Source organism: Ruegeria sp. CE6, assembly GCF_056537485.1.
Genome location: NZ_JBQFRR010000002.1, coordinates 553207 through 575078, shown reverse-complemented (window position 1 = coordinate 575078; position 21872 = coordinate 553207). Strand labels below are relative to the sequence as shown.

The window sequence follows — 21872 nt, the reverse complement described above, 5'->3', positions numbered from 1 at the left end:
GGGATCCCGCTGATGGCAACGCTATCAGCGTGTATTCCCTCACCCGAACAGTTGGAGACCACCCCGGTCAAGGTCCAGACGCCCAAAGGAGTTGTGACCTGCCAGCTTTACCGCCAGGACCGCGTCACCTGGGACCGCGCAATCGATTTTCCGGCCACCAAAATGTCGGTGCCCGAGGCGGATAATTATTGCAGACAGGAAGGCCTGCGCCGGCTTAATCGATAACAATATGGGCGCGCGACTGGTTCGGCGCGCGCTGCGCTCCGGATTCTATCGATTGCGGAACAAGCCGCCCAGTATGCCCCTGACGATGCGGCGGCCAGTTGTTCCTTTCAGCTCTTTGATCACGGCCTCGCTCATGGCCGTGGCGAAGGTATCCTTTTTGCGCGAAAGACGAGATGACGATCGCCCAACGCGGTTGCCCGAATACCTTCGGGCCGAGGCGTATTCGCGTTCTGCCGGGGTCTGCTGTTCCAGAACTTCGTCGGATTCCGCCTGTTCCGCCGCATTCGCAGCGGCATCCGCGCGCGCCTGCAGAATCTCAAACGCCGATTTGCGGTCGATACGCTTGCCGTATTTTGCATCCATCGGCGAAGCTTTGATCACCGACTGACGCTCAGCTTTGGTAATCGGACCAAGTTGGGAGCCCGGTGGCCGGATCAAAGTGCGCTCGACAACGCCCGGTACACCCTTCTTTTGCAGCATCGACGTCACGGCCTCGCCCACGCCCACCTCTCGGATTGCGGTCTCAGTATCGAAAGCTGGGTTTTCACGATAGGTCTCAGCAGCAAGTCGCAGATTCTTGCGGTCGCGCGCTGTGAAGGCCCGCAGCGCATGTTGGACCCGGTTGCCCAGCTGACCCAGAATATCTTCCGGGATGTCCGCCGGATTCTGCGAGATGAAATAAACGCCAACGCCCTTTGATCGGATCAGGCGCGCCACCTGCTCGACCTTGTCCACCAGCACTTTGGGGGCGTCCTCGAACAGCAAGTGCGCTTCATCAAAGAAGAACACCAGTTTCGGTTTTTCAGAGTCCCCCACTTCGGGCAGTTCTTCAAACAATTCGCTAAGCAGCCACAACAGGAAAGTCGCGTACAGACGCGGAGAGCCCATCAGCTTGTCAGAGGCCAGAATGTTCACCATCCCTTGCCCGTTCGCATCTGTCCGCATCAGGTCGGCCAGGTCCAACGCAGGCTCGCCAAACAGATTGGTACCGCCCTGATTTTCCAGAACCAGCAAGCGGCGTTGAATAGCACCGATCGAAGATGTCGAGACATTGCCATAGCGCAGCGATAGTTGGGCACGTTTCTCGCCTATCCAGACCAGCAATGCCTGCAGGTCTTTCAGGTCAAGCAGCGGCATGCCTTCTTCGTCTGCGACCCGAAAGGCGATGTTCAGAATGCCTTCCTGCGCCTCGCTCAGTTCCATCAATCGCGATAGCAGCAGTGGGCCCATCTCGGTTACTGTGGTCCGGACCGGATGCCCCTGCTCGCCAAACAGATCCCAGAACGTGACTGGACACGCGGCGTAAGAGAATGTGCCGAACCCGATCTTCGCGGCCCGATCCAAAAAAGCCTGGTGTAATTTGTGGGTTTCGCTTCCAGGCAGCGCCAGCCCCGACAAGTCACCTTTCACATCGGCCAGAAACACTGGAACCCCCGCCTGTGAGAAGCCTTCAGCCAGAATTTGCAGCGTAACCGTTTTGCCCGTACCGGTCGCACCAGCAATCAGGCCATGGCGGTTCGCATATTTCAGCGACAGCCCCTGTGCCACTGTATAGCCGTCGCCACCACCGCCTACGAAGATCTTGTTGTCCATTGAAAATCTGTCCCGAATTCTACCGATCTGCTGCAAGCATACAAAGTTAACCTTTCGCTGCGAGAGTAAATGTTGCTTCTCGTGGCCTGGCTGCGGGGGCAAACTTCCTCCCTGTCGACTGGCCGTGCCTTTTGGCACGGCTTTTTTTAAATTCTACAAAAACCGAAAGACGCAAGAATAGTTTTTTAGGGTTAGGAGTTGACCAACGGGTTCCCCTTTCGTAACGTCTGCGCATAACTAAGTCGGCCAGTCCGACGGGGAGAAAATATTCAGGAAGGGAGCCGCTCCACCGGCTCCCTTTTTCGTTGCAGATCGCGGTGTTTCCCACGCATTTCGGCAAAAAACGATCAATTCCCGGTCTGGAATTCGGATTTACCCTGACACCACTGAATTGCGGTGATAGAGGAAACAAAAAACAGGATCAGTTAGATGAGGCATTCATGATCAGGAAACTTGTCCCTTTTAATGTGGCGGCCGCAGCACTTTTGTGCGGAACAGCATTTGCGCAGGAAACCACACAGCAACCTGAAGCCGGTGCTGAAGCCGAAGTTGGCAGCGATCTGGATCTGGGTGAATCCGGTCCCCGTGTTGGCGAGCAATACGTCAAAGAACAAACGGGTGAATGGAATATTTCCTGCATCAAAACCGAAGGCGAAGACGATCCCTGCGCGATGGTTCAGATCCTCAATAACCAACAGGGTGATCCGATTGCCGAAGTTTCGATCGGAAAACTGCCCGAAGGCGGTGCCGCTGTTGCTTGGGCGAATGTTGTTGTACCGCTCGAAACCCTGCTGCAGGCGCAATTGGCTATGTCGATCGATGGGGCACCGCGCAAGCTTTACAATTATCACCACTGCATTCCAGTTGGCTGCGTGGCGCAACTGGGTTTGACACAGGGTGATATCGACGCGATGAAATCAGGCCAAAAGGCAGTGCTGTCGCTGGTTCCTGCGCGCCTGCCAGATCAGGTTCTGAATATGGACATGTCTTTGTCTGGCTTCACAGCAGGATTTGACGGACTGAACGTTTCCATAAACTAAGCCCCGCAAAAGCATCGAATAAGAAAGCCGCCGTGATAACACGGCGGCTTCTTCATATACGCTTCAACGCAAGAACGGCGTTCAGCCCACCAAAGGCGAAAGCATTGCTAAGGGCGACATTAACTTTCGCCTCACGCGCCTCGTTTGGCACCACATCTAGCGCGCATTCGGGGTCGGGCTCTTCATAGCCAATGGTCGGGGCGATCACCCCGTCGCGCAGGGCCATGATACAGGCTAATAGCTCAACTGCGCCGGTACCGCCGATCAGGTGTCCGTGCATGGACTTTGTTGACGAAATCATCAGATCGTCGGCGTGCGGACCAAACACACCAGCAACGGCTGCACATTCGGTTTTGTCATTTGCAGCCGTGCCGGTCCCATGGGCATTTATGTAACCCACATCGCTTGCATTCAGCCGTGCATCCGATAGCGCCCCGGCCATGGCCCGTGCTGCACCCTGTTTGCTCGGCATAACTATGTCGGCCGCGTCCGAGGACATGGCAAAGCCCACGACCTCGCACAGGATATCTGCTCCGCGCGCGCGCGCGTGTTCGTATTCTTCGAACACAAAAACACCCGCACCTTCGCCTTGCACCATCCCGTTTCGGTTTGCGCTAAAGGGCCGACAGGCATCTTTTGACATGACGCGAAGCCCTTCCCATGCCTTGACGCCACCAAAGCACAGCATCGACTCGGACCCACCGGTCACCATTGCGGGCGCTGCCCCGCTGCGCACCATCTGAAATGCCTGCGCCATTGCATGGTTCGAGGACGCACACGCTGTTGATACTGTAAAGCTAGGGCCTTTTAGGTTGTGCTCCATCGAAACGTGGCTGGCCGCCGCGTTGTTCATCAGCTTGGGCACGACAAAAGGATGCACGCGATTTTTGCCATCCTCGTAAACCGAGCGGTAGTTGTCATCCCAGGTGGAGACGCCACCACCAGCCGTTCCCAGCACCACCCCCGACCGCGCGGCTGTGTCACCCGAGAATACGATACCGGATTGATCGATCGCTTCTTTGGCGGCGGTTAACGTGAACTGCGTGAACCGATCATACAGCGTCATCTGTTGGCGGTTGAAACGGCCCTCGGCCTCAAAACCCCGGACTTGACCGCCGATCTTGATCGACAGGCGATCCACATCACGAAACTCAAGCTCGGAGATACCACAACGACCCTCGCGCATGGCTTCCAGAGTGTCGGGGACGGAATGGCCCAACGCGTTAATGGTGCCAGCACCCGTAATGACGACGCGTTTCATACCAGCGGTCAGACCTTTTCAGACACGAGTTTTTCGATACCCGCAATGATCGCTGTCACATTCGAAATGTCGAAATCGCCGGATGTGGGCTCGTTTGCGTTGAAGGGCACGGTGATATCGAACTCTTCCTCGATGGCAAAGATACTCTCAACAAGACCCAGGCTATCGATGCCCAATTCTTCGAGCGTACTGTCGGGCGTCACATCCGAAGGCTCAAGCACGGCCTGTTCGGCAATGATTGCTATGACGCGGTCGCTGATGCTCATCTCGATCCCCTGATTTTCGCCTTGGGGATGATTTAATCACTTGAAGGCTGTTTGAAAACAGCCTTTTTCAACGCCTCGACGTCGCGCGACAATCGGGGCAGACGACGTTGGGCTTTATATATCTCGGTATGGCTTTCCATTTTAATGCCCGGGTAGCCCATGATCACGCGACCAGCTGGAACATTTGACAGAATCTTGGTGCCGCCACCGGCAATCACGCCATCACCGATGAAAATATTATCGACAACACCAGTCTGACCACCCAGTACCACGTTATTGCCAATCTCGACCGAACCAGAAACGCCGGTTTGACCACATAACAAACAATCCTGCCCGACTCGGGTGTTGTGTCCCACGTGGACAAGATTATCCAGTTTCGATCCACTTCCGATTACAGTATTGCGTATGGTCCCGTTGTCGACAGTGCAGTTCGAGCCGACTTCGACGTCGTCGCCAATCTCGACCGCACCCAGCGAATGGATGCGCAACCAGCTTTGCGCCTTTGCATCCCCCTGATCACCCAGAGTTTTCCGCGCATTTTCGGCACCCGAGACTTCTGGTGTGACATAGCTGAAACCGTCCCCGCCGATACGGGCACCCGGCTGCGCGATAAAGCGATCACCGATTTGAGCCCGCGCACCGATGCTGACCATTTCGCGCAGCAGAGCGTTTTCACCAAGCGACGCATCCATACCGATCACGCAATGCGCGCCGATAACCGAACCCGCGCCGACGCGCGCGCGCGCACCGATAACAGCAAGCGGGCCGACCGATACGTCTACCCCGATCTCGGCGGTTTCATCAATGACAGCCGATGGATGAATTCCCGGCGCAATCCCCTGCCCGCGATCCAGCATCGCGGTGATCCCTGCCATCGCCATGCGGGGGCGTTGCACAAAAATGGCGGCCTCAAGCCCCAGTGCTTTCCAGTCCGCGCCATCCCACAAAACCGCGGCCCGTGCTGAACCGGTCTCCAAAGCTTCAGCATATTTTGGCGACATCGCCATGGCCAGATCGGTTGGCCCGGCATCTCCCGGCTCGGCTGCCCGCAAGATGGTCAGGCCAGTCTGGCCTTCTGCGACGACCCCCAGGGAATCGGCGATTTGTTGAACGGTAAACTGCATGTCGGGCGTCCTCGTGGCGGGATTTGCCTCGTGATTACCCTTGAACGTCCGGCAGGACCACCCCTGCCTTTTGCAGCGCTTCCCAGATCTTGCGATCCCGGTCATACACGTCGCGGCGATACTGCACCTCGCCTTTGGGGCCAATATAGGCCGTGCGATAAATCAGATGCACCGGAATTTTTTTATCCAGTTCAACCTTCGTTTCTTTGCCCGTGTTCAGCACGCGGTGGAAAAACGCCTTTGGATCCTCTTCCTGCTTGGCCAGCAGCTTATAGGCAAACTCGAACGGTTGCGCCAAACGGATGCATCCATGCGAGAATGCCCGAACCTCGCGTGCGAACAGAGATTTCTGAGGCGTATCATGCAGATAGATGTTGTACTTATTAGGGAACATGAACTTCACCAGCCCCAGTGCGTTGCTTTTGCTGGGGGGCTGACGCATGGAAAACGGGAAATTACGCGCAGTGAACTGGGTAAAGTCAACCGCTCCACGATTAACCTGACGGCCACGGCGGTCGGTGATCTGGATATGGCCGACAGCATTTGGATTGGCCCGTAATTGCGGCAGATATTCCTTCGTGATGATCGAGCGTGGCACATACCAACTTGGGTTGATCACCATATGCTCCATCTCATCCGAGAACTCTGGGCTTCGGCGATCATGTGTGTTTTTGCCGATCACGGCACGAGTCTCAAACGTGACCTGCCCGTCATCGACGATCTTGGCAGAAAAATCGGCCAGATTCACCAGAATATGCCGCTCACCACGGTCTTTGGGTAACCAGCGCTCCCGTTCAAGCGCAACGTAAACAGCTTTCAAGCGGTCTGAAACTGGGCGATTGATCTCGGAAATAGTGCCTTTGCCAGCTACGCCATCCGCCTCAAGACCATGAGCAGCCTGAAAGGATTGCACCGCCGCAAACAGCGCATCATCATAGTTTGGGCTGGCAGTAGGCTTCAGATAACCCATCGCGACAAGTCGATTGCGCAGCCTGATGACACTGTTCCCTGTGTCCCCAAGCTCAAGCTTGGAGACAGGAACGGTCTCGCCCCAGCCACCTTGTGTCATCAGCGCTTCCAGCGCCTTCTTCTGTTTCAACAGCGCAAGATACTGGCGCGATTGAGGCATCATATCCCTGAAATAGGTATCACCCTGGCTGGAAACGAGCAGTTCAAGATGCTCTGCGGCGCTGCGTCGTTCCACCGCCCGCACTAGGCCGGGATCAATCTGCGAAGGCGTTACAGAACCGGAATGCAAGTCTCTGGCATATTTGACAAAAACCCGAGTCAGCTCGGCCTCGAGCATGCCCAGATCACGGGTGTTGCGCGCGTCCTGCATCTTTGTCTTCAAAGTCTGGACGTCGTAACGTGCCCCAGGCAATCCATGCAGATCGGTCGTCGAAAGCGCTTCGATCAGGGCTTTGCGTCGTGCAGCATGTTCGGGCGTATCGCCAACCCAAACCGGATCAAACCCGTTTGTGCGATAAAACTCAGCAATTGCCGGGCTGTTGGACACACTTTCCGCAACGGCCATTTGAAACGCTGTGCCATCCGTCCCCGCCTGCGCGACTGAGGCCGAAGCCACAAGGAAAGCGGCGATAAAAACACTTGAACGAGCACGGGTAACAAATGACATAGGATGGCCCTGTTTCTTCAATGACTTGTCACGCCCTATAAGCGGCGTCTGAAAATAATGTTTTGCTGAGCGCCTGATGTCTATTCACAAATTCATCACCAGACCGCTTCTTTGACCCCTGGTGCGCGTTTGCATCGCCGACGCGCGAACTGCGCCAAAAGCAAGCATACTTGCATCAGTTGCGCAAAAAACTGCCGAAATTTCCCCCTAGATTTGGCTGCGACCAAAGATTTCTTGGCTGTTGATTCCTACTGTGCCATAAATCCCGCATCTGGGATGGGAAAAAATTAATACGGCGCGCGTAACATCGTGTGCAGGCAGGAACAGTACGGGACGAAACAAAAAATGACCAAGAGCAGTACCTCGGGCCTGACCCGGCGTGCCCTATTGGGCGCATTCGCTGCAACCGCAGTTGTTGCAGCCCCCACATATTCCAACGCAGCAGGTTTCCTTCGCGGCGGAGGTGATATTCGCCGTATCCGCATGTATTCCGGCCGTACCGGTGAACGTATCGATATGGTCTATTGGGTTGATGGCAAATACATCAAAGACGCGGTGAAAGAGGTCAATCACTTCATGCGCGACTGGCGCAGCGATCAAGTCAAGTCCGTGGACCTGAGGACCGTCGACATCATGGCGGCCACTCATAACCTTCTGGATGTCAGCGAGCCATACATGCTGCTGTCGGGTTACCGCTCACCGCAAACCAACGCAATGCTGCGCCGCCGCTCGCGGGGTGTCGCCAAGAATTCGCTTCATATGAAGGGTCAGGCTGCTGATCTGCGACTGTCATCACGCTCGGTCTCGCAAATGGGCAAGGCAGCGATGGCCTGTCGTGCCGGTGGCGTTGGACAGTACTATCGTTCAAATTTCGTTCACATGGATTGCGGTGTCATCCGCTCGTGGCGCGGCTAATCGAGCATTTCATCTTTCGCTGTTGCACAACCCCCATCAGATAGTTCTGGCGGGGGTTTTGTTTTGCCTGGAAAAACAGGTTCGTGCACCGTCAGTTCTGCGTAATATGCCGACTAGCAAGGGTGAAATGGCGCACCTGAGAGGATTCGAACCTCTGGCCTCTGCCTTCGGAGGGCAGCGCTCTATCCAGCTGAGCTACAGGTGCCTTGGCCGTTAGCTACCCTCGTTCCAATCCGGGTGCAACTGCAAATCCGCAGTACGATCAGGCAAACAGATCGTGGGCAAGCTCCAACGCGTCGATCAGGGTGTCGACCTCATCCGTCGTGTTATAAAGCCCAAAGCTGGCACGACAGGTAGCAGTGACCCCCAAATGATCCATCAGCGGCCCGGCGCAGTGGTGGCCTGCGCGCACGGCGACACCCTTTTTGTCCAGAATGGTTGAAACATCATGGGCATGCCCTGCCCCATCCAAAGTAAAGCTGAATATCGCGGCTTTGTTCGCTGTGGTGCCTTGAACCTGCAGCCAGTTCAATCCATTCAACCGTTGCATCGCATAGTCGCGCAAGCCGGCCTCATGCGATGCGATGCTCTCCATGCCAAGGTCCATCATATAGTCAAGCGCCACACCCAACCCGATGGTCTGCACGATGCCGGGAGTTCCGGCCTCGAACTTCATTGGCGGATCGTTGTAGATCACCTGATCTTTTGAAACCTCTTTGATCATGTCACCGCCACCAATAAAGGGGCGCATTTCAGCCATGCGGTCCGATTTGATAAAAATTGCGCCAGAACCGGATGGGCCGTACAGTTTATGACCCGTGATGGCATAGAAGTCACATCCGATGTCATCGACATTGACGGGCATATGAACCGCGCCCTGGCTGCCATCCACCAGAACCGGAACGCCTTTGACGTGGGCGGCTTGCGTGATTGCTTTGACATCAACCACAGAGCCCAGCACGTTCGAGCACTGGGTCACCGCAACCAGCTTTGTCTTGGGGCCAATGGCGTCGATTACCGCCTGAGGGTCAAGATGGCCGGTCGCATCGACGTCGATCCATTTCAGCACCACGCCCTGCCGTTCGCGCAGGAAGTGCCACGGCACGATGTTGGCGTGATGTTCCATCACGCTGAGGACAATCTCGTCCCCCGCCTGCAGGCGTGGCATTGCCCAACCGTAGGCGACCAAATTGATTCCTTCGGTCGTACCCGAATTCAGGACAATCTCATTCTCGTTTGATACGCCCAGAAACCGCGCAACCGTGCCACGGACGGCCTCATATTTCTCGGTCGCGAGATTTGACAGATAGTGAAGCCCTCGATGCACGTTCGAATATTCGTGCGCATAGGCCTGCGTGATCGCGTCGATCACCACCTGGGGTTTCTGCGCGGAGGCCCCGTTGTCTAGATAAGTCAGCGGCTTTCCGTTGACCTGACGTGACAGGATCGGAAAATCTGCGCGGATTTTTTGTACGTCATACATAGACAGGACTTCCCTATACAGACCCGGCGGGGATCAGCCAAAGAACAAACGGGACGGCCACAAGACCAGAGATCAGGATCACAACAAACGACTTTCCCAACGACTTAAATCGATGCGCCTCGTTGAGAAAATGCAGGGTGATGTAAAGGCTAAGACCCAGCATCGCCAGACTGGCCGGTAAGAATAGAAACGGCAGCGCTGCAACCAGCGCTAGAATGATTGCTTGCCCCGCAATTTGCAGGATTTGCAACCAGACAATCAGCGTCATGAAGTCATTGAACGTTCCCGTTCCACCCAGGACGCGGCCCACTAATAGGAACGTCACGACGCTGATCATGATTGCCGCAACGGAAACAAAAAGCGTCCTCGATAGTGGCTCAGCCAGTTGCTGAACATCCGGACTGATAAGCGGCAGGACGAAGCTGGACGCAGACTGGACCAGAGCGTTCAGGATCACCGCAAGAGAAAAGGCGAGCCACAGTACATCCGTACCCAGCCGCAACGCGAGCAATCGTCTTGCGGCTTCGGCTGGATTGGACAGGGTCAGAACGACCAGGTTGAGCAGTGCGGTGGAATTCATTTAGCAGCCTTTTGCGATTGCTTGAGGCCCGACAACCAGAACCAGAGAAAAACCGCAACCCATAACAGCCCCACAAGTGTTTGCGCTGACCCGGGGCCGATGAAACCGGACACCAGCCCATTCAGCAACACCAAAGGCGCTGACGCGAGAAGCGCCCAGAACAAGGCTAGCCGCGCGCCATAGCTGGTGCCAACGCCCCCCATCATCCGCGCGATAAAATGGGTGAGCCAAGCAAGAAGATAAAAGCACAATGGCAGAATAAAGACCGAGCCCAACAGGGCCCCGCCCATCAGCATGTTCAGCTCTATCCCTTCCAGATGAGCCCTCCGTGCAAGGCCGGGCAATTGCGCGATAAAGCCTATTACACAGAACGCCATCACAAACGCCAATGCGCGATCTTCGCGCGGCCCCATATCAAGCAGCCGACGCACCACACGCCCCGGTCCGCGATACGTGGCCACGATATCAGTTGTGACAGGCATCAGCGTCGGCGTGCCAGCCAATCTTGCAATCGGGACACGATATCAGCTGCCAGATCCTCGTCCTCGATTTCATCAACGGCTTCAGCCAGGAAGGCCAGTGTCAACATGTCGGTTGCTTCTGCCGTTGGGACGCCACGGGAGCGCAGGTAGAACAAAGCCGTTTCATCAATGGCGCCCGAGGTCGAACCGTGCGAACACGCCACGTCATCGGCGTAAATCTCAAGCTCGGGTTTGGCGAGGAACTGACTGTCATCGTCCAGAAGCAGCGACTGGCTGATCTGGTAACCATCGGTTTTCTGGGCACCTTCCTTCACAAGGATCTTGCCCTGAAAAACACCGGTCGCACCGTTGCGCAACACTTTCTTAAACACTTGGCGGCTTTCGCAATTCACCGCATCATGGGTGACAAAGACCGTATCGTCGTGGTGAAAATCTCCATCGCCCACGCACGCACCCGCCACATGTGCGACCGCATCGTCACCGGTCAGCTCGACGACTTGCTCGTTTCGCGTCAAAACTCCGTTCACGGTCAGCGTGAAGGACTTATAGACGGATTCCTTACCAAGCCGCGAGAACATATGAGTCGCCGCACGACGTTGGTGATCCCGGCCCTGCGCACGGATGTGATGCAGTGTGCCATTGTCGGCGATATCGATCTCCATACATTTGTTGAAGCGCGAAGCTGCGGGTCCGTTTTCAAGGATCGTGACTTCGGCACCGCTTTCAACCCGAACGACGTGATGCAGGATCGCATCCGACGTTTCAGATTCATGGCGATAAATCAGGTTAATCGGTTTGCTCGGCTTGCCGGATACATGAATGGCAACTCCATCTGACGCATAGGCCGTGTTCAGCGCCGCCAAGGGACGCGCCACTGGATCTTGGCCTTTTGCTTCAAGAACGCCGTATAACTCTTTGGCCCAATGGATATCTTTGCAACAGATATCTTCCAGCCGATCGATCGTTACCCCCTCCAGAGACAGATCATCAGACTCTTCCGGGCTGAATACGCCATCAATGAAAACGATCTTCAGTCGGTCGAGCGCGTGGAACAGAGCCGGTTCATCCGTTTTGAACAAAGCAGCACTGGGAGCTTCCGCAGAGACCAGAGTGTCTGGACGGGTATATTTCCAGTATTCATCTCGACGACTGGGCAAACCCATCGCGCGTACACGTGCAATTGCGGCTTCGCGCGCTTTGCGTGTGCATCCCGCATCCGGCATGGTCAGCGCTGCCAGCCGTTCCTCGGTCGCCGTTTGTTTCGCTTGGGGCAAAGCCATCAGTTCACCTCGGCCAGAATGTCGGCATAGCCGTTGTTCTCCACTTCCAGCGCGAGTTCGGGGCCACCGGATTTCACGATACGACCATCCGCCATGATGTGAACCACGTCAGGTTTGATGTGATCGAGAAGCCGCTGATAGTGCGTGATAACAAGGAAACCCCGCCCTTCATCGCGCAGGGCGTTCACACCCTCGGCCACCAGCTTCATCGCGTCCACGTCAAGGCCCGAGTCTGTCTCATCCAGGATGCACATCTTCGGCTCAAGCATCGCCATTTGCAGGATTTCGTTGCGCTTCTTCTCACCACCCGAAAAGCCAACATTGACCGGACGTTTCAACATTTCAGCGTCGATTTTCAGAGCCTTGGCCTTGGCACGAACCTCTTTCAAAAAATCCGTCGCCGACAGCTCTTCCTCGCCACGTGCTTTGCGCTGCGCATTCACGGCGGTGCGCAGGAAGGTCATGTTGCCCACACCGGGAATCTCGACCGGGTACTGGAACGCCAGAAACACACCTGCGGCTGCACGTTCTTCCGGTTCCATCTCAAGCAGATCCTCGCCATCAAGCGTCGCGCCGCCCTCGGTCACCTCATAGCCATCACGACCAGACAACACGTAGCTGAGCGTTGATTTGCCCGAGCCATTGGGCCCCATGATCGCATGCACCTTGCCAGGCTCGACCGTCAGGTCGACCCCTTTCAGAATTTGCTTGTCTTCTTCCTCAAGTTTGACGTGCAGGTTATTGATTTCCAGCATTTTCTGTCCTTTAGCATCTCGCAAGGGGCGCATTGCGACCCCGATAAGTTCTTATCCCAGCACCTTGCGGATCACGCGGGCGATGATCCATCCAAGCAACGCGCCTGCGCCCACTGCCCAAACCGGGTTTATGAAGTCCATGTACTTGGTATTGACGTAAGCAACCCCCAACAGGCCGCCGAGCACCGGCAACGCATAGCCAAGCACGGTCAGGACATCGTCCTTTCGGATTCGCTGTTGGGGTTTTGGTGTCATCAGCCGACTGATCCCTCAAGGCTGATTGCCACAAGCTGTTGCGCTTCCATCGCAAATTCCATCGGCAGCGCCTGCAGAACGTCCTTGCAGAACCCGTTGACGACCAAGGCCACGGCTTCTTCCTCGTCCATGCCACGCTGACGGCAATAGAACAGCTGATCGTCATCCACTTTTGATGTCGTCGCCTCGTGCTCGACCCGAGATGAGTTGTTCTTCACCTCGATATACGGAACCGTATGCGCCCCGCATTTGTCGCCAATAAGCAAGCTGTCGCACTGCGTATAGTTGCGGCTATCCTTGGCCTTTGGATGCATCGACACCAGACCACGATAGGTGTTCTGCGCCTTACCGGCGCTGATCCCTTTCGATACGATCCGCGACTTGGTGTTCTTGCCCAGATGAACCATCTTGGTGCCGGTGTCGGCCTGCTGCATGTTGTTCGTGATCGCGATCGAGTAGAACTCACCCTGGCTATCGTCGCCACGCAGGATGCAGGACGGGTATTTCCAGGTTACGGCTGAGCCGGTTTCGACCTGCGTCCACATCACCTTGGAGCGATCACCCCGACAATCGGCGCGCTTGGTCACGAAGTTGTAGATCCCGCCCTTGCCATTCTCATCTCCGGGGAACCAGTTCTGAACGGTCGAGTATTTCACCTCGGCATCTTCTTCGACGATGATCTCGACAACCGCCGCGTGCAACTGAGCGGTGTCGCGCTGGGGCGCGGTGCAGCCTTCCAGATACGAGACGTAAGAGCCCTTGTCGGCGATGATCAGCGTGCGCTCAAACTGGCCGGTATTTTCTGCATTGATGCGGAAATATGTGCTCAGTTCCATCGGGCAGCGCACGCCGGGCGGGACGTAGACGAATGAACCATCCGAGAATACAGCCGAGTTGAGCGTGGCATAGAAATTGTCCGAGACCGGAACGACCGTCCCCAGGTATTTCTTGACGAGTTCCGGATGCTCTTTGATCGCCTCGGAAATCGAGCAGAAGATAACGCCGGCTTTCTTCAACTCTTCCTGAAAAGTCGTCCCGACCGAAACCGAGTCAAATACTGCATCAACAGCAACCTTACGGCCTTCTGCCGGTGCATTCTCAGCGCCCTCGACACCTGCCAGGATCATCTGTTCTTTCAAAGGGATACCCAGCTTTTCGTAAGTCGCCAGAAGCTTGGGATCGACCTCATCCAGGGATTTGGGTTTATCTTCCATCGATTTCGGACGGGCATAATAATACTGGTCCTGAAAGTCGATCGGCGGGTAGTGCACCATCGCCCATTTAGGCTCTTCCATCTGGGTCCAGCGCTCGAACGCGGCCAGACGCCATTCGGTCATCCACTCAGGTTCATCATTTTTGTCCGAGATCAGACGAACGATATCGGGATTCACGCCTTTTGGCGCATACTCCATCTCGATATCAGTTTCCCAGCCGTATTTATAAGTGCTGACCTCGCGAACCGCGTCTACGGTTTCCTGATCGACACCCTCTTTCACCTGGGTCTGGTCCAAAGCGGCCATAATTCACCCTCCGTCAGATCACGCGGCCCGCGCGCGATGCTTTTGCTCTTTTTCAAGCCACGTTTCCGCGAAACGCAGCACATCTTCTTCTGCCGTCTCTGGCCCCAGCGATACGCGGATTGCGCTGGAGGCCGTCATCTCATCAAATCCCATGGCCGTCAGTACGGCGCTTGCGCGAACCTTGCCGCTGGAACAGGCCGAGCCTGCGCTGATCGCAAATCCCGACAAATCCATCTGCATGACCTGGGTCTCACCCTTCCAGCCCGGTGTAGCGAAGCACAGAGTGTTGGGGAGTCGCCCTTGGTCTTTCCCGACAAAAATAGTAGCTTTCGTACCAGCCTCAAGAGCGTTTTCTAGAATATTTCTAAGTTCTGCAACGTTTTCCCAAACGCCATTTGCTAAATCACGGGATGCGGCTTCAGCTGCTGCTCCGAACCCCGCGATTCCAACAACATTTTCTGTGCCCGAGCGACGCCCCATCTCCTGCCCGCCGCCCTTGATTTGCGCAGCAAGATCGGTGCCGCGTTTCATCACCAACGCCCCGATCCCTTTTGGCCCGCCAAGTTTGTGGGCTGAAATCAGCGCCATCTCAGCCCCCAGCCAGTTGAAGGCTATCGGCAACTTACCAAAAGCCTGAGTCGCGTCGGTGACCGCAAGACCGGCAGGCAAAGTTTGAACAATTCCAGTTTCCGAATTGGCCAGTTGCAGCGTGGATCGGGAAGCGTCCGGCACGTCAACGTAACCGCCTTGGGAGACAGGCAGAACCTCATTAATCCAAGCTCTTACCGCGTCATGTTCAATCGCTGCACCTTGAAGATCGCGCCCCGCCATGGCCAAAGCCGCTGCCTCAGTCGCGCCGGATGTAAACACGATGTCGGCACCATCGGCCCCAAACGCTGTTGCGATTTGAGCCCGCGCTTTCTCGACCACCGCTTTTGCGGCGCGCCCTTCGGCATGGACCGAAGACGGATTGCCCACCAAATCCATCGCCGCGATCATTGCATCGCGGGCCTTGGGCCTCAGAGCGGAGGTTGCGTTATGGTCGAGATAAACCCGTTTCATAGATATATCTTTTCCAAGATGGGTTTTGGCGGAACACAGAAAAACGTCATCAGATCAATCGTCCACGACTGCGAACAAGCTAGGAACAGCGGGACACGGTGCAAGATCATTCCGAATTACATCCGACAGCCGCGTTTGATGCAGGAATACGTAAACATTCGCGCTCAGGCTTTCCCACAACCGATTGGTCAGTGACTGCGCCCGGCTGCCCGAAGACGCGCCCGAGGCACCTGCCCCCTTGTGCATCGCATCCACCGTCTCATCAACCGCGGCCAGTATCTCGACCACACGGATTTCCGAGGCAGGTCGCGCCAGGCGATAGCCCCCACCCGGTCCGCGTACTGAACTGACCAGATCAGCTCGGCGCAGTTTCACGAAAAGCTGCTCCAAATACGGTAGTGAAATATCCTGACGTTCGGAAATCTCGCCCAACGTGACAAGTTTGTCCGAGGACTGAAGGGCGATATCCGCCAGCGCAACCATCGCATAGCGGCCTTTGGTCGACAGCTTCATTTTGTTTCCTTCAGGCAAGAACTGCGCGAAAACATTGACGTCGCCCGAGCCAGTGCGTATCTCCCACTGACAGCGTTTTCACGCGACACAATGTAATTAGAACCGTTCTAAGGTACCTGAGGATTACCGTCAAGTTAATCTCGGGGCCGACGCGTCAAAAAACAGGACCAAAGCACACATGCCCGAGGTGATTTTTCCCGGACCCGAAGGCCGCCTGGAAGGCCGCTACCACCCGCAAAAGGAAAAAGACGCACCGATCGCTATCGTGCTTCACCCGCATCCACAATTTGGCGGGACCATGAACAACAAGGTGGTCTATAACCTGCATTACGCCTTTTACAACATGGGCTTCACGGTTCTGCGTTTTAACTTTCGCGGCGTTGGTCGCAGCCAGGGTGAGTATGACCAGGGTGTAGGTGAGCTGAGCGATGCAGCATCAGCGCTGGATTACCTTCAGTCGATGAACAACAACTCCAAGCATTGCTGGGTCGCTGGGTTCTCGTTCGGTGCATGGATCGGAATGCAGCTTCTGATGCGCCGCCCCGAGATCACTGGCTTCATCAGTGTATCGCCGCCCGCAAACATGTACGACTTTTCGTTCCTGGCACCCTGCCCGTCTTCTGGCTTGATCATCAACGGATTGGCGGACCGTGTGGCACCACCTGCAGACACTGCGTCTCTGGTCGGAAAGCTGCATGAACAAAAGGGTATCACCATCACCCATAATGAGGTGGAAGGTGCCGATCACTTCTTCCAAGACCGCCACATGGACACGCTGATGACAGATGTGACGGATTACGTGAAACGCCGCCTGACAGAGAATACGCGCTGATGTCCGATACCATCACTACCCTCGCCGCCAGATTGGCCGAGGACACGATGAAGGTTATGGACGAGACAGGCGAGGATCGATTCTTTGTGGAGGTTGGAGACGTTCTCGGTGCAGCCTCGCAATCTCTGGAAGAAGCGTTCTTGACCGAAATCCGGGTTAGGCTGGCGGAACGCAAGGCGCGGCAATTCGTGGTGAAAAGACTGTCTGAACATCGATCCAAGCTGAAAGCGATCGAAAAGCAGTAAAGATTGCTTAGCGTCTGAAGAAAAGAAAAGGAGCCCGAAAGCTCCTTTTCGAGGATATCGCTCGGTGGGCGCCTAAACCGGAAAACCTGTGAACCGCTCAACATTCTGGGCTGCATCAATGTCGACGGACCCCCCGTCTGCAAGCCACCCCAACGCCACAATCAAAACCGAAGCGATAATGACCGATTTTGCAAAAGTCGTCATCTTATCAAACTCATTAAAAACACACTAAAAACAATCGAGTGTTTAGCACGAATGCAAAAGCCCGAATAGTCGGGTTTACCTGACCTTTGGTAAAGTTAGGGTTTTGATCATCTGCATCTGAATCCCCTTGCCCAAATGATCGCAAGTATGCTCAACCTTTCGCGATAATTCAGAGAGGCATCGCTCGTGCCAAAGACCTACCTAATCCTAATGTTGGCTGTTATCGCGGAAACCATCGGCACGACTGCGTTGCAGGCTAGCCATCAGTTTACGCGATTTTGGCCGTCGGCTCTTGTCGTGGTTGGCTATGGGTCGGCCTTTTATCTTATGGCCCTCACGTTAAAGGTCATGCCTGTGGGCATTGTCTATGCAATCTGGTCGGGCCTTGGAATTGCCCTGATCGCACTGATTGGATTTCTGGTTTTTGGCCAAAAACTCGATTGGCCCGCAGTCTTGGGTTTGGGCATGATTTTGAGCGGCATTCTGATCATCCACCTGTTTTCAGCTACAGCGGGCCACTGACCGCCGGTTAGGGCTGGTATATTTTGTCGCGCCGCGTTATGCGCGCGGCAACTTCCCGTTCAAAGGCTGACCTCTCATGGACCTGCGCAACATCGCAATCATCGCTCACGTGGACCACGGCAAGACGACCCTGGTGGATGAGCTGCTCAAACAATCCGGCGCGTTCCGGGAAAACCAGGCCGTGGCAGAACGCGCCATGGACAGCAACGACCTGGAACGCGAACGCGGCATTACCATCCTGGCCAAAGCCACCAGCGTTGAGTGGAAGGATACCCGCATTAACATCGTCGACACCCCCGGCCACGCTGATTTCGGTGGGGAAGTCGAACGTATTCTCAGCATGGTCGACGGCGTTGTACTGCTGGTCGACGCCGCCGAAGGCCCGATGCCGCAAACCAAATTCGTGACCTCAAAGGCGTTGGCTTTGGGCCTGCGCCCGATTGTCGTGCTGAACAAGGTCGACAAACCCGATGCCGAGCCTGATCGCGCGCTGGACGAATGTTTCGACCTTTTCGCCAACTTGGGCGCCGATGACGATCAGCTGGACTTCCCGGCCATGTATGCTTCGGGCCGGTCCGGCTGGGCCGATATGGAGCTTGACGGTCCGCGCAAGGACTTGACCGCCCTGTTCGATCTGATCGTTGATCACGTCCCCGCCCCCAAGCAGATCGAGAAAAAGGACGAACCGTTCAGGATGCTCGCCACCACTTTGGGCAGCGATCCATTCATCGGTCGCATTCTGACCGGTCGTGTGGAAAGTGGAACTCTGAAAGCAGGTGACAGCCTCAAGGCACTCAGCCGAGATGGCACCCAGATTGAAAGCTTCCGCGCGTCGAAAATCCTTGCATTCCGTGGATTAGCTCAACAACCCATTGACGTCGCTGAAGCAGGCGACATTGTCACGATTGCGGGTATGAGCAAAGCCACCGTGGCAGATTCCCTTGTATCACCGCAAGTCGAAGAGGCCCTACCTGCCCAGCCTATCGATCCGCCAACCATCACAGTGACCTTCGGCATAAACGATTCCCCGCTGGCCGGTCGTGACGGCAAAAAGGTTCAGTCTCGGGTCATTCGTGATCGCCTGATGAAAGAAGCCGAATCGAACGTAGCCATCCGCATCAGCGACACGCCCGGCGGCGAAGCCTTCGAGGTTGCTGGTCGCGGCGAATTGCAGATGGGTGTTCTGATCGAAAACATGCGTCGCGAAGGATTCGAGCTTAGCATCTCTCGCCCACAGGTTTTGTTCCGCGAGGAGGACGGCCAGCGCCTTGAACCTATCGAAGAAGTCACGATCGATGTGGATGATGAATATTCTGGCGCGGTGATCGAGAAAATCACGGGTGCGCGCAAAGGTGAACTGGCTGAAATGCGCCCTGCAGGGGCAGGCAAGACCCGGATCATCGCCCACGTGCCGTCTCGTGGCCTGATCGGCTATCACGGAGAGTTCCTGACCGACACACGTGGAACTGGTGTCTTGAACCGTGTCTTCCACGGCTGGGCGGCCCATAAAGGACAGATCCCCGGCCGACGCGCAGGTGTTCTGATCTCGATGGAAAACGGCCAGGCGGTTGCCTATGCGCTTTGGAATTTGGAAGAGCGTGGCCGCATGTTCGTTGGCCCGCAAACTGATGTCTATCAGGGCATGGTGATCGGAGAGCATTCGCGAGACAACGATCTGGAAGTGAATCCGCTGAAAGGTAAGAAGCTGACAAACGTGCGTGCCAGCGGCTCGGACGACGCAGTAAGGCTGACCCCTCATATTCAGTTCTCGCTTGAAGAGGCAATCGCCTATATCGACGACGATGAACTGGTCGAGGTTACACCCAATGCGATCCGGCTTCGCAAACGTTATCTGGATCCGCACGAGCGTAAACGAATGTCAAAATCAGCCTGATCAATGCTGTGAACTTGTTCACGTTTTGGAAACATTGCCACATTCGTGACATTTTTGCGTCAGGCTAGAAACAACACAGAAAAAGAAGACCTGGTGCAACAGCAGGTCTTCTTTTTGTTTTTTATGGATTAATCGTGTTTGAGTGAGCTGGATCACAGAAATCCAACAGAAAGTTTGCTTGAAAATAGGCGATAGAAAGAGGACTTTGTGTTCAAAGTGTGACGCCGTTTGAGTATACGGCAATTTAGTTAACGAGTGCTTAAGGAGCGTGCGATGCGCATCAAATCCAAACTGTTATCGATTGCTTTTGCTTCCGCAATCTTACCCTTCATCTTCGGAAATTCCGCTCAGGCGGCTGGTACTTGCACAGTGAGCACGGCCAAACAGTCTGTTTCGTCGAACACTCTTTGTGCCTGCGACGTGGTTACTTCAGGCATGCTCCGTTACATCCAACGGCGCGCCGACTTCGAGTCGATCCTGGAGCGTACAATTCTTGATTGCCCGAGATTTGCAGCTGTTTTGACTGACTTGCCTACGGCGAGCATCGGCATTAACCCGCAGCGCACGGGTGACGGTGCCTCAGACGAAAGAACCGAGCGCGATAGGCCTGATACCCCGGTCACACCCGATACGCCTGATACGCCTGACACGCCCGATACGCCTGAGAAGCCAAACGGCGACGACGAAAAAGCTAAGGAAGAAAGAAAAAAGGCAAAGGAAAACAGGAAAAAGGCGAAAGAAGAGCGTGAAAAGGCAAGGGAATACAGGGAAAGAGTCAAAGATAAAAGAAAGACAATCAAGCAGCACCGGCAAACGGCTAAAGACTATTCTGAAAAAGCCAAGCAACTACGTGACGCTGGCGATAAAAAGGGTGCGAAGCAGGCAAGGGAACAAGCGCGACTGTTTGCTGGGTGGGCCAAAGAAAGCCAAGCTTGGGCTAATGAGCAACGTGCCTACGCACAACAACATGCCGCTAACGCCAAGATGTACCGGGAAAGTGCCCGGCAGTCGCAAGAGCGTTTGGGAAAACTGTCAATAGCCGAAGCCAAACGGGTCAAAGACAGGGCCAAATCCCAAGAACGCAGAGCTGAGCGCGAAAAAGAGGATGATCGCGGTCATTAATTCCTTCGATCAGGGTTGTGCGCGACCATAGCGCCACTGACGAGAATAGCGGATGGGCGGCGTGCAGATGCACCCGCCCACTCTAGTTGAGGTCGAAGAACTCAGCTTTTTCCATAAACTCCCAGCCATCTGGCGGGCTGCTTAGGATCTTGCATCCTCAGGAACAGATAGCGCGTCGCCTTCCAAGGCTTGATCTGATTGGTCAAATTATCCAGAACCAGATCGCCGTCGCTTGACCGATAGACCAAAACAGCATGAGAGTTTCTGCGCGTATCCAACACTGTCGCGAGCAGTAGTTTACGAGGGTCGAAACCAGCCTGGATCAAATCTCTTTTCTTTAGAAGCGCAAAATCTTCGCAGTCACCACCGCGCGACGTTGGAAGCGCCCAAAGTTCACTGGTTTTGTATTGCGACTGATCCGTGACCTCTCGCGTGGATCGATTAACGCGGCGGTTGATCTCTTTGACAAGCTTCAATTCTTGGCTGGTAGATAAGGAACCGATACCTTTTTGCGCACATGCCCAGGAATATTTACCGCAAAGCTGACGCGCACCCGAGGGTGGTGGCGAGGCAGCGATACTTGGGATAAACGCGGCATCTTTCGCCGATGCTTCAGTCCCAAACAACAGCGAACCGTTAATCAGGATAGCCAAACCAAACAGCCCGCCAAGCTTGGCAGCGCTCTTTAAGTGGGCATCTATGGTCGTACCAAAGAATTTCATGCTGTCCCTCGAGTCCTATTAATCCCTGCAAACTGCGTGGATCAGAACCCATCTGTATACCGGACCATATCCGTAAACCGTGGTTGTCACGCAATCAAATCCGAGATTGAGCGGAAAAAACGGCGGAAATTCGTCACTTTTCGTGACCATTTCCGCGCAAAAAAGTGGCGCGAAGTGCCACAATCGGACAGAAAAATATGTTCAAAACCAACAGGAAGTACGCACAACCCATTGTAATAATGTGTATAAATTCAGAGCGATCGTGAAGAGCCGCCCACGCTAAAATGCATGGCAGGTCGCACGGCTCTGGGCCGGGCAGAATTTGCAATTTTCATGCGAAG

Annotated in this window: 24 protein-coding genes and 1 tRNA gene; 8 read left to right on the top strand and 17 right to left on the bottom strand. The window is 55.2% G+C overall.

Annotated features, from left to right (window positions below):
• Window positions 1–12 precede the first annotated feature (12 nt).
• Window positions 13–225, top strand: a complete 213-nt coding sequence (locus ACR0DK_RS11300; protein WP_480438555.1) for a hypothetical protein — start codon at window positions 13–15, stop codon at window positions 223–225.
• 45 nt (window positions 226–270) lie between these two features.
• Here ACR0DK_RS11300 and ACR0DK_RS11295 read toward each other — a convergent pair whose 3' ends face one another.
• Complete coding sequence (locus tag ACR0DK_RS11295; RefSeq protein ID WP_480736171.1) at window positions 271–1818, bottom strand: helicase HerA-like domain-containing protein; 1548 nt, start codon at window positions 1816–1818, stop codon at window positions 271–273.
• 440 nt (window positions 1819–2258) lie between these two features.
• Between ACR0DK_RS11295 and ACR0DK_RS11290 the strand changes: the two genes are divergently transcribed.
• Window positions 2259–2858 (top strand): invasion associated locus B family protein, encoded by a 600-nt coding sequence (locus tag ACR0DK_RS11290; RefSeq protein WP_170393045.1) that lies wholly within the window; start codon window positions 2259–2261, stop codon window positions 2856–2858.
• A 52-nt stretch (window positions 2859–2910) separates the two neighbouring features.
• Here ACR0DK_RS11290 and ACR0DK_RS11285 read toward each other — a convergent pair whose 3' ends face one another.
• The 4 genes from ACR0DK_RS11285 to ACR0DK_RS11270 are packed head-to-tail and all read right to left on the bottom strand — an operon-like array spanning window position 2911 to window position 7145.
• Window positions 2911–4119 carry a beta-ketoacyl-[acyl-carrier-protein] synthase family protein gene (locus ACR0DK_RS11285; protein ID WP_170393044.1) on the bottom strand — a complete coding sequence of 403 codons (1209 nt, stop codon included), beginning with the start codon at window positions 4117–4119 and terminating at the stop codon, window positions 2911–2913.
• Between the two features lie 8 nt (window positions 4120–4127).
• A complete protein-coding gene (locus tag ACR0DK_RS11280) occupies window positions 4128–4385 on the bottom strand; it encodes an acyl carrier protein (RefSeq protein WP_170393043.1) in 258 nt (85 codons plus the stop codon).
• Between the two features lie 32 nt (window positions 4386–4417).
• Window positions 4418–5509 (bottom strand): UDP-3-O-(3-hydroxymyristoyl)glucosamine N-acyltransferase, encoded by a 1092-nt coding sequence (gene lpxD, locus ACR0DK_RS11275; RefSeq protein ID WP_223118032.1) that lies wholly within the window; start codon window positions 5507–5509, stop codon window positions 4418–4420.
• Between the two features lie 34 nt (window positions 5510–5543).
• Entirely contained in the window at window positions 5544–7145 is a 1602-nt protein-coding gene (locus tag ACR0DK_RS11270) for a L,D-transpeptidase family protein (protein ID WP_223118031.1), read from the bottom strand.
• Between the two features lie 345 nt (window positions 7146–7490).
• Between ACR0DK_RS11270 and mepK the strand changes: the two genes are divergently transcribed.
• Window positions 7491–8060 carry a peptidoglycan L,D-endopeptidase MepK gene (gene mepK, locus ACR0DK_RS11265; protein ID WP_170509840.1) on the top strand — a complete coding sequence of 190 codons (570 nt, stop codon included), beginning with the start codon at window positions 7491–7493 and terminating at the stop codon, window positions 8058–8060.
• A gap of 128 nt (window positions 8061–8188) precedes the next feature.
• On the opposite strand, the gene ACR0DK_RS11260 is transcribed toward mepK, so the two are convergent.
• From ACR0DK_RS11260 to iscR, 10 genes are all read right to left on the bottom strand, one after another.
• Window positions 8189–8265: transfer RNA gene (locus ACR0DK_RS11260), tRNA-Arg, on the bottom strand.
• Window positions 8266–8322: 57 nt separating this feature from the next.
• Window positions 8323–9543 (bottom strand): cysteine desulfurase, encoded by a 1221-nt coding sequence (locus ACR0DK_RS11255; RefSeq protein WP_170562686.1) that lies wholly within the window; start codon window positions 9541–9543, stop codon window positions 8323–8325.
• 13 nt (window positions 9544–9556) lie between these two features.
• Window positions 9557–10123 carry a Yip1 family protein gene (locus tag ACR0DK_RS11250; protein WP_170393038.1) on the bottom strand — a complete coding sequence of 189 codons (567 nt, stop codon included), beginning with the start codon at window positions 10121–10123 and terminating at the stop codon, window positions 9557–9559.
• Complete coding sequence (locus ACR0DK_RS11245; protein ID WP_170393037.1) at window positions 10120–10605, bottom strand: YIP1 family protein; 486 nt, start codon at window positions 10603–10605, stop codon at window positions 10120–10122. The genes ACR0DK_RS11250 and ACR0DK_RS11245 overlap by 4 nt, the downstream gene beginning before the upstream one ends.
• Window positions 10605–11885: a Fe-S cluster assembly protein SufD gene (gene sufD, locus ACR0DK_RS11240; RefSeq protein WP_480736167.1), complete on the bottom strand. Its 1281-nt coding sequence runs from the start codon at window positions 11883–11885 to the stop codon at window positions 10605–10607. The genes ACR0DK_RS11245 and sufD overlap by 1 nt, the downstream gene beginning before the upstream one ends.
• Window positions 11885–12640: a Fe-S cluster assembly ATPase SufC gene (sufC, locus tag ACR0DK_RS11235; protein ID WP_170393035.1), complete on the bottom strand. Its 756-nt coding sequence runs from the start codon at window positions 12638–12640 to the stop codon at window positions 11885–11887. Before sufC ends, sufD begins: the two co-directional genes overlap by 1 nt.
• Window positions 12641–12691: 51 nt before the next feature.
• Window positions 12692–12895: a hypothetical protein gene (locus ACR0DK_RS11230; RefSeq protein ID WP_170405842.1), complete on the bottom strand. Its 204-nt coding sequence runs from the start codon at window positions 12893–12895 to the stop codon at window positions 12692–12694.
• A complete protein-coding gene (sufB, locus tag ACR0DK_RS11225) occupies window positions 12895–14415 on the bottom strand; it encodes a Fe-S cluster assembly protein SufB (protein WP_170393033.1) in 1521 nt (506 codons plus the stop codon). Before sufB ends, ACR0DK_RS11230 begins: the two co-directional genes overlap by 1 nt.
• Before the next feature lie 18 nt (window positions 14416–14433).
• Window positions 14434–15477: a cysteine desulfurase family protein gene (locus tag ACR0DK_RS11220; RefSeq protein ID WP_480736164.1), complete on the bottom strand. Its 1044-nt coding sequence runs from the start codon at window positions 15475–15477 to the stop codon at window positions 14434–14436.
• A 54-nt stretch (window positions 15478–15531) separates the two neighbouring features.
• Window positions 15532–15990 (bottom strand): Fe-S cluster assembly transcriptional regulator IscR, encoded by a 459-nt coding sequence (gene iscR / locus ACR0DK_RS11215; RefSeq protein ID WP_170393031.1) that lies wholly within the window; start codon window positions 15988–15990, stop codon window positions 15532–15534.
• A gap of 178 nt (window positions 15991–16168) precedes the next feature.
• On the opposite strand from iscR, the gene ACR0DK_RS11210 reads away from it, so the two are divergent.
• Together ACR0DK_RS11210 and ACR0DK_RS11205 are read left to right on the top strand one after the other, a co-directional pair.
• Window positions 16169–16822, top strand: coding sequence for an alpha/beta hydrolase (locus ACR0DK_RS11210; RefSeq protein ID WP_008758207.1), 654 nt, complete (start codon window positions 16169–16171; stop codon window positions 16820–16822).
• Complete coding sequence (locus ACR0DK_RS11205) at window positions 16822–17067, top strand: hypothetical protein (RefSeq protein ID WP_170393030.1); 246 nt, start codon at window positions 16822–16824, stop codon at window positions 17065–17067. The genes ACR0DK_RS11210 and ACR0DK_RS11205 overlap by 1 nt, the downstream gene beginning before the upstream one ends.
• Before the next feature lie 72 nt (window positions 17068–17139).
• On the opposite strand, the gene ACR0DK_RS11200 is transcribed toward ACR0DK_RS11205, so the two are convergent.
• Window positions 17140–17271 (bottom strand): hypothetical protein, encoded by a 132-nt coding sequence (locus ACR0DK_RS11200; RefSeq protein WP_255612097.1) that lies wholly within the window; start codon window positions 17269–17271, stop codon window positions 17140–17142.
• A 186-nt stretch (window positions 17272–17457) separates the two neighbouring features.
• Here ACR0DK_RS11200 and ACR0DK_RS11195 point away from each other — a divergent pair, with 186 nt between their 5' ends.
• The 3 genes from ACR0DK_RS11195 to ACR0DK_RS11185 all read left to right on the top strand — a co-directional run bounded on the left by ACR0DK_RS11195 (window position 17458) and on the right by ACR0DK_RS11185 (window position 20809).
• Window positions 17458–17793, top strand: a complete 336-nt coding sequence (locus tag ACR0DK_RS11195; protein ID WP_480453698.1) for a DMT family transporter — start codon at window positions 17458–17460, stop codon at window positions 17791–17793.
• 76 nt (window positions 17794–17869) lie between these two features.
• Entirely contained in the window at window positions 17870–19687 is a 1818-nt protein-coding gene (gene typA, locus ACR0DK_RS11190; protein ID WP_170595576.1) for a translational GTPase TypA, read from the top strand.
• Between the two features lie 273 nt (window positions 19688–19960).
• On the top strand, window positions 19961–20809 hold the full coding sequence (locus ACR0DK_RS11185; protein WP_223118028.1) for a hypothetical protein: 849 nt from the start codon (window positions 19961–19963) through the stop codon (window positions 20807–20809).
• A 101-nt stretch (window positions 20810–20910) separates the two neighbouring features.
• Here ACR0DK_RS11185 and ACR0DK_RS11180 read toward each other — a convergent pair whose 3' ends face one another.
• Complete coding sequence (locus ACR0DK_RS11180) at window positions 20911–21531, bottom strand: transglutaminase-like cysteine peptidase (protein WP_480601538.1); 621 nt, start codon at window positions 21529–21531, stop codon at window positions 20911–20913.
• Window positions 21532–21872 lie beyond the last annotated feature (341 nt).